Below are 13503 nucleotides of genomic sequence, written 5' to 3'. Positions count from 1 at the left end.
CAGGAACAATACTCACTTCTATGCTTAAAAATGTAGATAAAGCAGTATTTGCAATAATCAAAGAGACAAAGGAAAAAGGATTTATAGCAGGACAAAAAGATTTTAACTTAGCTAATGGTGGCGTAGGGATAACAGATCTTCAATACACTAAAGATCAAATTAGTGAAGATAAATTAAAAAGAATAGAAGAGATAAAAGCAGATATCATCTCAGGTAAAATTGATGTAACAGTAGAGATGTCTAAATTAAGATAAATATTTTAGGAGTTAATTTATAAATTAACTCCTTTTTTTATGAAGATAAAATTATATACTATATTAATTGCTTTTCTATATCCAAATATTAAGTTTGCTATAATAGACAAAGTAATCGATACACCTAATGTAACTTAATTTAATATTTGCAGAAGATGAAGGATGATTCTTAGTAGGTCTTTATTAGTTTTTGTTTAAATGTTATAATTAAGTATAAAAAAGATAGTGATTAAAGAATGAAAATTTTCATTATAATTTAGGTACCTAGCCAATTATTAAAAGGGAATTTGAAAAATAATGAGTTCATAATTTTAGTATTAAAAGTATAATTTTTTAAATGTTTTAGAATGAATTAAAAGAGTTTGAATAGTGAAATTTGTGAACATATTTTTTATTTTGTTGTTGAATACACTAAAAAAATATGTTATTATAAGCTTAGAATTATATTTAACGGGAGGAAGAAATGAAAAAAATATTTATATTACTTACAATAGTTTTCGCTATGCTTTTAACTGCATGTGGAGGAAAAACAGAGGAAGCGAAAGAGGTCAAGGCTGAACAACCTCTTAATATCGGAATAGTTTTATCTACAGGTGGGTTAGGAGACAAATCGTTCAATGACTCAGCTTATAGAGGACTTACTATGGCAGAGGAAAAATTGGGAATTAAATTTAAATATGTAGAACCAGCTTCTCCATCGGAAGATACACAATACTTGAGAGAATTTGCAGAAAATAACTATGATTTAATAGTCGGTGTAGGATTTTTAATGACAGATTCTTTAAAAGCGGTAGCAGAAGAATTCCCTAATGTTAAATTTGCTATGGTTGAAGGAGTTATAGATGCACCTAATGTAAGTTCATTATTATTTGCAGAAAATGAAGGATCATTCTTAGTAGGAGCTTTAGCGGCTATGATGACAAAAACAAATACAGTAGGATTTGTTGGTGGAATGGAAGTACCTATAATTCAAAATTTTCAAAGAGGATATGCTCAAGGGGCGCAATATATCAACCCTGATATTAAAGTACAAACATTATATACTACGGGACCAAATCCTTTTAATGACCCAGTTAGAGGAAAAGAAAATGCAATTGCAGAGTATAATCAAGGTGCAGACGTAATTTTCCATGCAGCTGGTGGAACAGGAACAGGAGTAATTGAGGGAGCCAAAGCAATGGGAATTTATGCAATTGGTGTAGACTCAGATCAAGACTATGTAGCTCCAGGAACAGTACTTACTTCGATGATTAAAAATGTAGACCATGTAGTTTACGCAACAATAAAAGATGTAAAAGAGGGAAATTTTAAAGCAGGAATAAATAAATTTGGTTTAGCAAATAATGGTGTAGGAACATCTAAATTTGAGTATACTAGAGATATTGTTGGGGAAGAAAAAATCCAAAAATTAGAAGAAATTAAGCAAGGTATAATTGATGGTACAATCAAAATAAAATAATTTTTAAAACCTAGGATCTTTCCTAGGTTTTTTTTATTTATAAAATGGTTTCTAATAAGTTGATTTTTTTGTTATAATTAACTTATATTTAAAAGGTATAGAAGCTTAATAGGTATTTTAAAAATAGAAAATTAAATAAGTAGTAGAAGGGATGAAAAAATTATGTGTGATGCTATATACATTCATATCCCATTTTGTGTAAAAAAATGTGGATATTGTGATTTTCTTTCATTTTCATGCGAGGAAAAAAGTAAGGCCGATAGAAGTGAATATGTAGAAAAGTTGATAGAGGAGATAAAATTGTATCCTAAATTAAAATATGATACTGTTTATTTTGGTGGTGGGACACCATCTTTATTAGAAGTGGAAGAGATAAAACAAATTTTAGAAACATTATCTATAAATAATGGGGCTGAAATCACTTTGGAAGTGAATCCACAGACTGTGGATATGCAAAAATTAGAAGGGTTTAAGAAAATAGGAATTAACAGGTTGAGTATTGGAATACAAAGTTTTAATGATGAAAAATTAAAAGTTTTAGGACGGATTCATAATAAGAAAATTGCTTTAAAAACCTATAATGATGCGAGAAAAGCAGGATTTAAAAATCTGAGTATTGATTTGATGTTTGCTACTCCTAATCAAACTATTAAAGAGTTAGAAGAAGATTTAGATATAGTTGAAAAACTATCTCCGGAACATATATCTATATATTCTTTAATTTGGGAGGAAGGGACAAAATTTATGGATCTTCTGGATAGTGGGAAATTGAACTCTCTAGATAATGATTTGGAAGCAAAGATGTATGAACTCATAATAGATAGGTTAAAAAAAATAGGATATCTTCACTATGAAATATCTAATTTTGCAAAGAAAGGATACCAAGGAAGGCATAATAGTAAATATTGGAAAAATGTAGAATATATAGGTGTTGGACTGGGAGCTTCTGGATATTATAAAGGGATTAGATATAAAAATGAAGTAGGATTGTCTAATTATTATAAAAAGATAGATATTGCTGAAAAACCTTTAATGGAGGAGGAACAAGTCAGTGATAAAGATAGGATAGAAAATTATTATATTTTGGGACTTAGACTTCTAAATGAAGGAATAGAAACAGAAGATAATATTTATTTTAAAAAAATAAAAGAGTTACACAGAAAAGGATATTTAAAAAATGAGGAAGGTAGATATAAATTAACGTCTAAAGGACTTATGTTTGCAAATGATGTCTTTGTAGAGATCATGGAATAGAGGAGGGACTAATGGAAATAAAAGAAAATATTTTGGAGTTAAAAAATGAAATAAAAAAATACTCGCCTAATCCAGAAAATGTGATATTATTACCTACTACAAAATATGTAGATGCTTCTGGTGTTTTAGAAGTAGTACATGCAGGTTGTGTAGTTGTAGGAGAAAATAGAGTACAGGCTTTGGAAGACAAAAAAAAAGCTTTAGAAAATTTAGGAATAGAAGATATAAGGTGGCATTTTATTGGGAATTTACAAAAAAACAAAGTGAAATATATTGCACCTTATATTGAGATGATCCATTCTGTTAACAAGATCTCTCTAGCAAGTGAGATAGACAAAAGAGCTAAACAAAATAATAGAAGGATAAAAGTCTTATTAGAGGTAAATATATCTAGTGAAGAGAGTAAAGAAGGGTATTCCATAGAGAGATTACACGAAGAACTCCCAGATCTTCTAAAACTTGAAAATATAGAGATCTGTGGTCTTATGACTATGGCCCCTTTAACCAAAGAAGAAAAAGTGATAAGGAAGGTTTTTTCAGATTTAAAAGAACTAAAAAATGAGTTAAATAAAACGCATTTTAATGGAGGATTAATAGAGCTTTCTATGGGCATGACAAATGATTATAAGATAGCCCTTTCAGAAGGAGCAACAATACTTAGAGTTGGGAGTAAAATATTCAAGTAGGAGGAAAAAATTATGGAATTATTTAAAAATTTTAAACAGGTATTAGGATTTGAAGGAACAGAGGAAATAAACGAAGTTGAAGATGATATAATGGTTGAAATAGATGAAGAAGGACAAGAGGAAGAAAATTTATCTGTTCCATCTTCGTCTAGTTTAAAAAATAACGTGTACAAAAACAATGAAAATATAAATGATTATCAAACTATTTTTGTTAGTCCAGTTAACTTTGAAGAGTGTAAAAAGATTGCTAATTATATAAATAAAGAAAAAATTGTAACAGTAAATTTAGAAAGCTTAAGCAATGAATCTGCTCAAAGAATGCTAGATTTTTTAAGTGGAGCTATGGAAGTTAAAAAAGCTAGGTTTATAACTGTGAGTAAAAAAGTTTATGTGTCTATACCAGATGGGACAAAATCTTATGTGGAAGATGAAAATAACGAAATATTTGGATAGAAAAAAAGATTCTAACATTCAAGAGTTAGAATCTTTTTTTATACAATATATTATAATTTTTATAAAAATAGGGAGAATATAGCCAATTTTTTTGCTTTTTATAAATGATAGTTATGAGTTTAATCATTTGGTAGATAAAGAAAAAGATGGTATAATGTTTTATTACTAATAAAGTAATAAAACAATTTATTTAGAGGGGATAAAACTCCTTGAGCATTTTAAAAGGATGGTGGAACAAAAAATGAAAGCATTAGCACTTTTTTCAGGTGGGTTAGACAGTAGTTTAGCAATTAAATTAGTACAAAAACAAGGGATAGAAGTCATAGCACTTAACTTTGTTTCTCATTTTTTCGGTGGAAAAAACGAGAAAGCAGATAATATGGCTAAACAATTAGGAGTAAAATTAGAATACGTAGATTTTAGTGTGATTCATACGGAAGTAGTTAAGAGCCCTCCAAGTGGAAGGGGTAAAAATATGAATCCATGTATTGATTGTCATGCTCTTATGTTTGAAAAAGCAGGAGAATTATTAGAAAAATATGGAGCTAGTTTCTTGATATCTGGAGAGATTTTAGGACAAAGGCCAATGTCACAGAATTTTAGTTCATTAAATAGAGTTAAGAAATTATCAGGTGTAGATTTAGGAAATCTAATAGTTAGACCACTATGTGCTAAACTATTACCTATTACAAAACCAGAGGAATTAGGGTGGATAGATAGGGAACAATTAATGGATATTAATGGAAGAAGTAGAAAAGTTCAATTAGAATTAGTAGAAAAGTGGGGAATAGTAGAATATCCAACTCCTGGAGGGGGATGTATGTTAACAGAACCAAATTATTCTAAAAGACTGAGAACTTTAGAGGAAGATGGATTTTTAGAAGATAAGTATTCATTCTTATTTCATCTAGCAAAAAGAGGTAGATTCTTTAGAGTAGAGAGTGGGAAATATTTATTTGTTGGAAGAGAAAAGGATGATAATTTCAAACTTTCTGAATATAAAGAGTATGGAAGCCTTTATATTGCAGGAGCAGGAACTCCGGGACCTGCTATTGTAGGATACGGTGATCTAAATGAAGATCAAATTTTCCTAGCTAAAAATTTGTTTTCAAGATATTCTCAAGCTAAGGGGAAGAAAAAAATTCAAATAGTTATGAATGAAAAAATTATAGATGTAGAAGAGGTTGACTTAGAGAAATTAGCTGATGATATCAAAAAATATTTAGTATTATAAAAGTAATGAGGTTATATACAATAATGTCTATAACCTTATTTTTTAATGAAAATAAAAAATGAGTACTTATTCATTTTTTGAATGGTGAAAAATATATTTTACTTTAAATATGAGAAAGTTCGTAGTTTATTCTTTAATATACATATATTATATATATATATTATAGGTGTTTTTGTTTATAAAAACGGTGAATTGATTAAAATTTATACAAAAAGTTTGGATTTAGTAGCATAATGTACTAATATAAAAGTGGAAGATATATCAAATGAATCGATTGTAGATATGGATTCAATAATGGGAGTTGAGAGATCTTTTTTTAAACATTTGTTCTAAAGAAAAAAATTGTCATGTTCTTGCGTTTAATATATTATGAGTAAGGTAAAAAAAGATATTAGGAGTGTGAAATGAAAAAATGGAGTTAAATGTTAAAAGACCTGTTTGGGTAGAGGTTAATCTAGATAATTTAAGACACAATATGAGAGAGATAAAAAAACAAATAAAATCAGGAACTGAGGTTATGGCAGTTGTAAAAGCTGATGCATATGGTCATGGTGCACTGGGAGTTATAGATGCATTAAAAGCAGAAAATATAAATAAATTTGCAGTGGCAGTATTGTCGGAAGCTATTGAGATAAGGGATAAAGATAAAGATATACAAATTATATTATTAGGATATACTCCGGATGCTAATTTAGAAGAAGTAATTAAATGGGATATTACTCCTACAATATATTCTTTGAGACAGGCTAAAGTATTGGATGAATTGGCTAAACAACACGGGAAAAAAATAGCAGTTCATATAAATGTAGATACAGGAATGCATAGGGTAGGATTACCAATAAAACAAAGAACTGTAGAAGTTATAAAAGAGATAAGTGAAATGGATAACCTATATTTAGAGGGAGTATATACTCACTTTGCAGTGGCAGATGAAGCGGATAAATGGTACACCTTAAAACAGGTAGAGGAATTTAAGTATATAATAGAAGAATTGAAAAAATTAGGAGTAGAAGTACCTATAAAGCATGTGTCAAATAGTGCAGCTATATTAGATTTACCAGAATTTAATTACGATATGGTAAGAGCTGGACTACTTATGTATGGACACTATCCATCAGAAGTACAAGAAAAAGACAAGGTGATAGACTTAAAGCAAGTAATGTCTCTGCATAGTAAGATTTATCATATAAGAACTTTAGAAAAAGGAGAATCAGTAAGTTATGGACTTACATATACAGTAAATAGAGAATCTAGAACAGGACTTATACCTATTGGATATGCAGACGGATATAGTCGTGGGCTCAGTAATAAAGGCAAAGTAATTATTAAAGGAAAAAATGTAATAGCAAAAGTGGCAGGAACTATATGTATGGATAAATTTGTAGTAGATATTACTGGTTTAGATGTAAATGGCGGAGATGAAGTTATATTGTTTGGAGAAGATGAATACAATAAAGTAACTCCAGAGGATATAGCCAATATACTAGGGACAATAAGTTATGAAGTCTTGTGTAATGTCAGTAAAAGAGTACCTAGAGTATATAAAAAAGGAAATAAAATTATAGAGATAAAGGATGAAGTATTGGACAAAGTTAACTTGAGTTTTTAATTTTCGTCAAAGGCGATAAAAGGGGGACAAGAAATGAGAGAGATTAAAGTAGCAATATGGGGATTCGGAGCAATGGGAAGTGGAATGGCTAAGGCACTTCTAAATAAAAAAGGGATAAAAATTGTAGGAGTATGTGATCTTCACCCAGATAGAGTAGATAAAGAGATGCATGAAATATTAGGATTGAAGAGAGGAGATAGAACTCCAGTTTATATAAATGGAAACATAGATGAAGTATTGAAAGAAAAATCTTGTGATGTCTGCTTATGTGCTACAGATTCATTTGTAAAAAAAGCATTTCCTAGACTAAAATTAGTTTTGGAAAAGAAGATAAATGTAATATCTACAGCAGAAGAGATGTCATATCCGAAAGCACAGAGTCCAAAGGAAGCCTTGGAATTAGACAAAATAGCTAAAGACAATGGTGTATCTATATTGGGAACTGGAATAAATCCAGGACTTATGATGGATCTATTGGTATTGACATTAACAGGTGCTATGACAGATCTTACACATATAAAATCAGAGAGAATAAACAGTCTATCACCATTTGGTCATGCAGTGATGGAAGAGCAAGGAGTAGGATTAAGCAAGGAAGATTTCATGACACAAAATAAGTCAGGAACTTTGGCAGGACATGTTGGATTTGAAGAATCTGTAAATATGATGACAGATGCAGTAGGATGGAAATTAGATGGACCGTTAAAAACTTCTATGGCTCCTATCGTAACAGAAGTTTCTCGTGAAACACCTTATATTAAAGTAGAAGCTGGATATGTAGCAGGATGCTCGATGTTAGGAGACGGTTATGTAGGTGGTGAGAAAAAAGTAGAAATGGTTCATCCTCAACAAATAGAACCTCAGTTAGGAGGAGTGGAAACAGGTGACTATATCACATTGACTGGAACTCCTAATATCAATATGGCAATCACTCCTGAAATAGATGGAGGGATAGGAACTATAGCAATGTGTATAAATATGATTCCACAAATTATAAATTCTAGACCAGGATTAAAAACAATGATCGATCTACCAATTCCTAGATGTATAGTAGGAGATTATAGAGATATGATAGAGGTAGAGCTTAACTAATATTTTTTTTACTAAAATTTTTAAATAAAAAATGATAACTACCCTCTTCCTTCTAATTTCAAAGATAAAAAGGAAGAAGGGATTTAGGAGGAACTAATATGTTAGCTAAAAAAGGTGACTGGGTAATGGTTTATAATGTAGTATTAGAGCCAAAAGATAGAGCCCCTCAAATACCAGAAGAGACTAAAAAAGTACCATTAGAAATGTGGATAAAAGGATTTTTATTGGAAGATACTAAAGTAGGAGAAGAGGCAAAGATAGAAACAATAGTAGGGAGAAAGGTCAGTGGGAAATTAGTTGAGATCCATCCTAATCATAAACATAACTATGGAAATCATATACCTGAAATTTTACAGATAGGGAAAACCTTAAAGGAACTACTTTTTTGTGGGGAGGATAAATAATGGATAAAAGTTATAGTGCAGTAATGTCTAGAAAGACAGAAATAATGAAAAAAGCTGTAGGGATAGATTATAACACCTTTGAGAAGGAAGGAATTGATTTTGACTATGAGGCTATGATGAGAGAAGCGGGGTATTCCCTAGAAGAGATAAAAAAAATACAAGGGGAAACAGGAGTAGGAAACACCCCTATATATGAATTAAAAAATTTGACTAATTTAGCTAGAAAAATGGCTCCATCAGGAAAAGGAGCAAGAATATTTTTGAAAGATGAAGCATCAAACCCTTCAGGAAGTTTTAAAGCGAGACGTGCTGCCACAGCAGTATATCATGCTAAAAAATTGGGATATAAAGGAGTTATTGCTGCAACTTCTGGAAATTATGGAGCAGCAGTAGCATCTCAGGCAGCTATGTTAGGATTAAAATGTATAATAGTGCAAGAATGTTATGACAGTAATGGCAAAGGGCAACCTGAAATAGTAGAAAAAGCTAGAAAATGTGAAGCTTATGGGGCTGAAGTTGTTCAATTGACTGTAGGGCCTGAATTATTTTATTCATTCTTAAATCTACTGGAAGAGACAGGATATTTTAATGCTTCTCTTTATACACCATTTGGTATTGCAGGGGTAGAAACACTAGGATCAGAATTAGTAGAGCAAATATTGGAAAAAACAGGAAAACAACCTGATGTAGTGGTATGTACCAATGCAGGAGGAGGAAACCTTACTGGAACTGCTCGTGGAATGAAAAAAGTAGGAGCAGAAAAAGTAAAAGTAGTAGCTGCAAGTGTAAATTTAAAAGGATTACACATGGCATCTGATACTGATTTCAATAAAAAATCATTTACAACAGGACATACTGGATTTGGTATACCATTTACAACTAATCCAGATAGATCAGATGTTCCTAGATCAGCAGCAAGACCCCTTAGATATATGGATAGATATGTAACAATAACTCAGGGAGAAGTATTTTATATGACTGAATCTTTAGCACAATTAGAAGGGTTAGAGAGGGGACCTGCAGGAAACACATCTTTGGCAGCAGCTTTTTCAATAGCTCAAGAGATGGATTGTGATAAGATCATAGTGGTACAAGAAACAGAATATACAGGAGCAGGAAAACATATTCAACCACAGTTATCATTTGCAAGGGATAATGGAATAGATCTACACTTTGGGAATCCTAGAGATGAAGTTCCTGGAAAGAGCATCATATTACCAGAACATCCAAAGATGATAAAAGCTATAGACTTAGATATGGATAAAATAAGACAATCATATGTAAAAAATATGGTGAAGAAAAACTCAGGTAGTAAAATTTTTACTGATGATGAACTTAACTATATTGCAATTGAGACTAACTTAACAGTAGAAGAGGTAAAAGAAAGATTAAAATAAGAAATTATGTAAAAATCTGGTAAAGAATAAACTCTAGTTAGGAAAAACGTTACAGATGAAAAACTCAATTATATTGCTCTTGAGACAAAAATGACAATAGGTGTAGTAAAATAAAAAAATTGAGGAGCTGAATATTTTGAAAACAAAAATTATAGGGGTGCCATTAAACTTTGGAGCCAACAGATGCGGTTTGGAATTTAGTGTAGATAACTTTATAGATAGATATCCCAAATATCGAGATAAGATAGAGGTTTTAGAAGTAGAAAGACAATTAGAAGATTTTTCTATGAAAGGAGCTAAGTATCTAAATACAGTAGCAAAAACCTGTGAAGATTTGGCTGTAAAAGTAAATAAAGCACTAAAAGATGGAGATTTTCCTGTTAGTTTGGGAGGAGATCACGCTATAGCTATAGGAAGTATCGCTGGAATAGCTAAGGAAAAAAAGATTGGTATATTATGGATGGATGCTCATGGAGATATGAACACTCCTGAGATAAGTGGTACAGGACATATACATGGAATGCCATTAGCTACTTCTGTAGGATATGGACACTCTAAATTGATAGATTGTTTTTATAATGAAACCAAGGTAAAAAAAGAAGATGTAATCTTATTTGGAACTAGAGATATAGATAGGAAAGAACAAGACTTAATAGATGAATTGGGAATTAAAAATTATACCTGGAAAATGATTACAGAGATGGGGTTTGAAAAAGCCTTAGGAGAAGTAAAAGAGTTTTTTAAAGATAGAAATTTACATATTAGTTTTGATTTAGACGGAATAGATCCTACAGAGATAACAGCAGTTGGAACACCTGTTGTAGGAGGACTTAGCCGTGAGATGGGAAAAACTTTATTATCTGAGATGATAGAGACCGCATCTGTGACATCTATAGATATAGTGGAATATAATCCAATATATGAAAAAGGGAATGAAACTTCTGAATATGTAGATGAGTTACTTCAATTAATAGAAAATAAAATAAATAAAATATAAGATAAAAAAGATTTAGAATCTATGAAAGGGTAAATAATGAATTACCCTTACAGTTTAACCATAGCAATTAGGGGGGGATAAGATGAAAGGATATTTAAAAAGAGAAGATGATTTCTCAACAAGAAGAAAACACCTACATAATTTAACAGATGAAGAAATAAAAAATAGATTTTGGGAATTAGCAGAAAAATTAGTAGACCCAATGTTGGATTTAGCTAAAACACATACTACACCATCAATTGAGAGATCAGTACTTTTAAGAATGGGATTTTCAAGTATAGAAGCTAAGCCTTTGGTAGATGGAGCAATAGATAGAGGACTTATAGGTAAAGGTGTAGGTCATCTGGTATATAAAATATCCGAGGAGAAAAAAATTTCTATCCGACAAGCAGGGGAAGAGATGATAGAAGGGAACCATTGGGATACCCTTATGGAAATTTTTAAGGGAGGTAAAAAATAATGAAAAAATTAATACCAACTGAAAAAATGGATATAAGAGAGATATTAAGTGATCTTGAAAATTATAGACCTAAAAGAAGAGGATGGACTTGGAGAAAGAAAGTAAAAAATTTAAAGATGGGACCATTTGAATTTACTAATTGCTCAGAGCCGTTAAAAAATTCGATTGGAATACCAGCATCAAGATATTTTGATAATTTAGATCCACAACCTGAAGAAGTAATCACAACAGAAATAGCATCAGGAAGATTTGAAGATGATATAAGAAGAATGAGGATGGCAGCATGGCATGGAGCAGATCACCTTATGGTAATAAGAACGGCTGGACAATCTCATTTTGATGGATTAATAGAGGGAACACCACAAGGAATTGGAGGAGTACCTATTACTAGAAAACAAGTTAGAGCACAGAGAAAAGCTTGTGATCTAATAGAAGAAGAAGTAGGAAGACCAATTAATTATCATTCATATGTATCTGGAGTAGCAGGGCCTGACGTAGCAGTAATGTTTGCAGAAGAGGGAGTAAATGGAGCTCATCAAGATCCACAATACAATGTACTTTATAGAAATATAAATATGGTAAGATCATTTATTGATGCAGCAGAATCTAAAAAAATAATGGGTTGGGCTGAGATGGCTCAAATAGATGGAGCACATAATGCCAATGCAACAGCTAGAGATGCATGGAAAGTAATGCCAGAACTTATGGTTCAGCATGGACTTAACTCTATATTTTCATATAAATCAGGAATAAAGAAAGAGAATATATGTCTTTCAACAGTTCCTCCTACAGCAGCACCAGCACCATCTATGAAATTTGACCTACCGTATGCAGTAGCTTTGAGAGATTTATTTACAGAGTATAAGATGAGAGCTCAAATGAACACAAAATATATCACTTCATCTTCTAGAGAAGCTACAGTAACTCATGTTATGAATATGATGATCTCTAGATTAACAAGTGCTGATATTCAATCTACAATTACACCTGATGAAGGTAGAAATGTACCTTGGCATGTATATAATATTGAGGCTTGTGATACAGCTAAACAAACTTTAGTAGGATTAGATGGATTACTAGAGATGGTAGAAGTAAGAAAAGATGGATACATGGGAGATATGGTAAGAGAATTAAAGGAAAGAGCTGTACTTTATTTGGAAGAGATGATAGAAACTGGTGGATATTTTGAAGCTGTAGAGAAAGGGTTTTTTGTAGATTCTGGTAACTATCCTGAAAAAAATGGTGATGGAATAGGTAGAAAAAAAGATGGAGGAGTAGGAGCAGGAAGAGTGTTTGCAAGAGATGAAGACTATATGGCACCTGTAACAGGACATTTTGGGAACAATAATATAGAGCAATATGGAGCTACAAATCCAGCTGACTTAATTGGTGGTTGTACATTTGAAGATCCAGATAAGATAGTATATATCGATGAATTAGACGAAGTCGATAATGTAAATGTAAGGATGGCAGAAAATGAGGAATATAGATCTACTTCTAAAATTAAACCAGAGGTAGAATGGTTAGCTGATGGGACTATACAAATAGAGTTATTCTTGCCTACAAGTCAAAGAATAGCAGAATTTGCAGCTATTGAATTTGCTAAAAAGATGAATCTAACAAATCCAGAAGTAATTCATTCTGAAGTTATGCATATAAGTGAGGGAACTAGAGTACAAGTCAAAGGAAAAGTTGAATTTGATTTAGACATCGATAGTTTAGTAATTCCACCTGAACCTGAAGTTATGACAGATGATGAGATTAGAGCATTAGTAGAAAAATATGATATGAAGATAGTAGCAGGAACTGTAGGAGAAGATGAACATTCAGTAGGGCTTCGTGAAGTTATAGATATAAAACATGGAGGAGTAGAAAAATTTGGAATGGAAGTTGAATATTTGGGAACTTCTGTACCTTGTGAGAAATTAATTGATGCAGCTGTAGAATTAAACGCAGATGTAGTGTTAGCTTCTACAATTATATCTCATGATGATGTTCATTATAAAAATATGAAGAAATTACATGAATTAGCAGTAGAAAAAGGGATTAGAGATAAGATAATAATCTGTGCTGGTGGAACTCAAGTAACTCCTGAAATAGCTAGAAAAAATGGTATGGATGAAGGGTTTTCTAAAAATGATAGAGGGGTAAACGTAGCTTCATTTTTGGTAAAAAGAAAGAAAGAAATGATGGAAAAATAGAGA

Annotated in this window: 13 protein-coding genes; all 13 read left to right on the top strand. The window is 31.4% G+C overall.

Annotated elements, in window-relative coordinates:
- The coding region (locus WBG30_RS00270) for a BMP family lipoprotein (RefSeq protein ID WP_424502641.1) at positions 1–254 on the top strand (254 nt) is incomplete at its 5' end.
- Between the two features lie 463 nt (positions 255–717).
- Positions 718–1713 carry a BMP family lipoprotein gene (locus tag WBG30_RS00265; RefSeq protein ID WP_424502640.1) on the top strand — a complete coding sequence of 332 codons (996 nt, stop codon included), beginning with the start codon at positions 718–720 and terminating at the stop codon, positions 1711–1713.
- A gap of 162 nt (positions 1714–1875) precedes the next feature.
- Entirely contained in the window at positions 1876–2967 is a 1092-nt protein-coding gene (gene hemW, locus WBG30_RS00260) for a radical SAM family heme chaperone HemW (RefSeq protein ID WP_424502639.1), read from the top strand.
- Positions 2968–2978: 11 nt separating this feature from the next.
- Positions 2979–3653, top strand: coding sequence for a YggS family pyridoxal phosphate-dependent enzyme (locus WBG30_RS00255; RefSeq protein WP_424502638.1), 675 nt, complete (start codon positions 2979–2981; stop codon positions 3651–3653).
- 12 nt (positions 3654–3665) lie between these two features.
- Entirely contained in the window at positions 3666–4106 is a 441-nt protein-coding gene (gene sepF / locus WBG30_RS00250) for a cell division protein SepF (protein WP_424502637.1), read from the top strand.
- 241 nt (positions 4107–4347) lie between these two features.
- Positions 4348–5340: a 7-cyano-7-deazaguanine synthase gene (locus tag WBG30_RS00245; RefSeq protein ID WP_424502636.1), complete on the top strand. Its 993-nt coding sequence runs from the start codon at positions 4348–4350 to the stop codon at positions 5338–5340.
- Positions 5341–5752: 412 nt separating this feature from the next.
- The gene (gene alr / locus WBG30_RS00240; RefSeq protein WP_424502635.1) at positions 5753–6949 is read left to right on the top strand and encodes an alanine racemase; all 1197 of its coding nucleotides are present in this window, start codon (positions 5753–5755) and stop codon (positions 6947–6949) included.
- 33 nt (positions 6950–6982) lie between these two features.
- On the top strand, positions 6983–8041 hold the full coding sequence (gene ord / locus WBG30_RS00235) for a 2,4-diaminopentanoate dehydrogenase (protein WP_424502634.1): 1059 nt from the start codon (positions 6983–6985) through the stop codon (positions 8039–8041).
- A gap of 98 nt (positions 8042–8139) precedes the next feature.
- Positions 8140–8445 carry a 2-amino-4-oxopentanoate thiolase subunit OrtA gene (gene ortA, locus WBG30_RS00230; RefSeq protein ID WP_424502633.1) on the top strand — a complete coding sequence of 102 codons (306 nt, stop codon included), beginning with the start codon at positions 8140–8142 and terminating at the stop codon, positions 8443–8445.
- Positions 8445–9842 (top strand): 2-amino-4-oxopentanoate thiolase subunit OrtB, encoded by a 1398-nt coding sequence (ortB, locus tag WBG30_RS00225; protein ID WP_424502632.1) that lies wholly within the window; start codon positions 8445–8447, stop codon positions 9840–9842. Before ortA ends, ortB begins: the two co-directional genes overlap by 1 nt.
- Before the next feature lie 136 nt (positions 9843–9978).
- Entirely contained in the window at positions 9979–10839 is an 861-nt protein-coding gene (locus WBG30_RS00220; protein WP_424502631.1) for an arginase, read from the top strand.
- A gap of 82 nt (positions 10840–10921) precedes the next feature.
- Entirely contained in the window at positions 10922–11299 is a 378-nt protein-coding gene (locus tag WBG30_RS00215; protein ID WP_424502630.1) for an ornithine aminomutase subunit alpha, read from the top strand.
- Positions 11299–13500, top strand: coding sequence for a D-ornithine 4,5-aminomutase subunit OraE (gene oraE, locus WBG30_RS00210; protein WP_424502629.1), 2202 nt, complete (start codon positions 11299–11301; stop codon positions 13498–13500). Before WBG30_RS00215 ends, oraE begins: the two co-directional genes overlap by 1 nt.
- Positions 13501–13503 lie beyond the last annotated feature (3 nt).

Source organism: Psychrilyobacter sp. (genome assembly GCF_049671765.1).
Classification (GTDB): domain Bacteria; phylum Fusobacteriota; class Fusobacteriia; order Fusobacteriales; family Fusobacteriaceae; genus Psychrilyobacter.
This window is presented reverse-complemented; position numbering and strand designations above follow the sequence as displayed.

What these genes read in the sequence shown, in the direction of transcription:
- WBG30_RS00265 (WP_424502640.1), top strand. Translation starts at nt 718, where the DNA reads ATGAAAAAAATATTTATATTACTTACAATAGTTTTCGCTATGCTTTTA.
- hemW (WP_424502639.1), top strand. Translation starts at nt 1,876, where the DNA reads ATGTGTGATGCTATATACATTCATATCCCATTTTGTGTAAAAAAATGT.
- WBG30_RS00255 (WP_424502638.1), top strand. Translation starts at nt 2,979, where the DNA reads ATGGAAATAAAAGAAAATATTTTGGAGTTAAAAAATGAAATAAAAAAA.
- sepF (WP_424502637.1), top strand. Translation starts at nt 3,666, where the DNA reads ATGGAATTATTTAAAAATTTTAAACAGGTATTAGGATTTGAAGGAACA.
- WBG30_RS00245 (WP_424502636.1), top strand. Translation starts at nt 4,348, where the DNA reads ATGAAAGCATTAGCACTTTTTTCAGGTGGGTTAGACAGTAGTTTAGCA.
- alr (WP_424502635.1), top strand. Translation starts at nt 5,753, where the DNA reads ATGGAGTTAAATGTTAAAAGACCTGTTTGGGTAGAGGTTAATCTAGAT.
- ord (WP_424502634.1), top strand. Translation starts at nt 6,983, where the DNA reads ATGAGAGAGATTAAAGTAGCAATATGGGGATTCGGAGCAATGGGAAGT.
- ortA (WP_424502633.1), top strand. Translation starts at nt 8,140, where the DNA reads ATGTTAGCTAAAAAAGGTGACTGGGTAATGGTTTATAATGTAGTATTA.
- ortB (WP_424502632.1), top strand. Translation starts at nt 8,445, where the DNA reads ATGGATAAAAGTTATAGTGCAGTAATGTCTAGAAAGACAGAAATAATG.
- WBG30_RS00215 (WP_424502630.1), top strand. Translation starts at nt 10,922, where the DNA reads ATGAAAGGATATTTAAAAAGAGAAGATGATTTCTCAACAAGAAGAAAA.
- oraE (WP_424502629.1), top strand. Translation starts at nt 11,299, where the DNA reads ATGAAAAAATTAATACCAACTGAAAAAATGGATATAAGAGAGATATTA.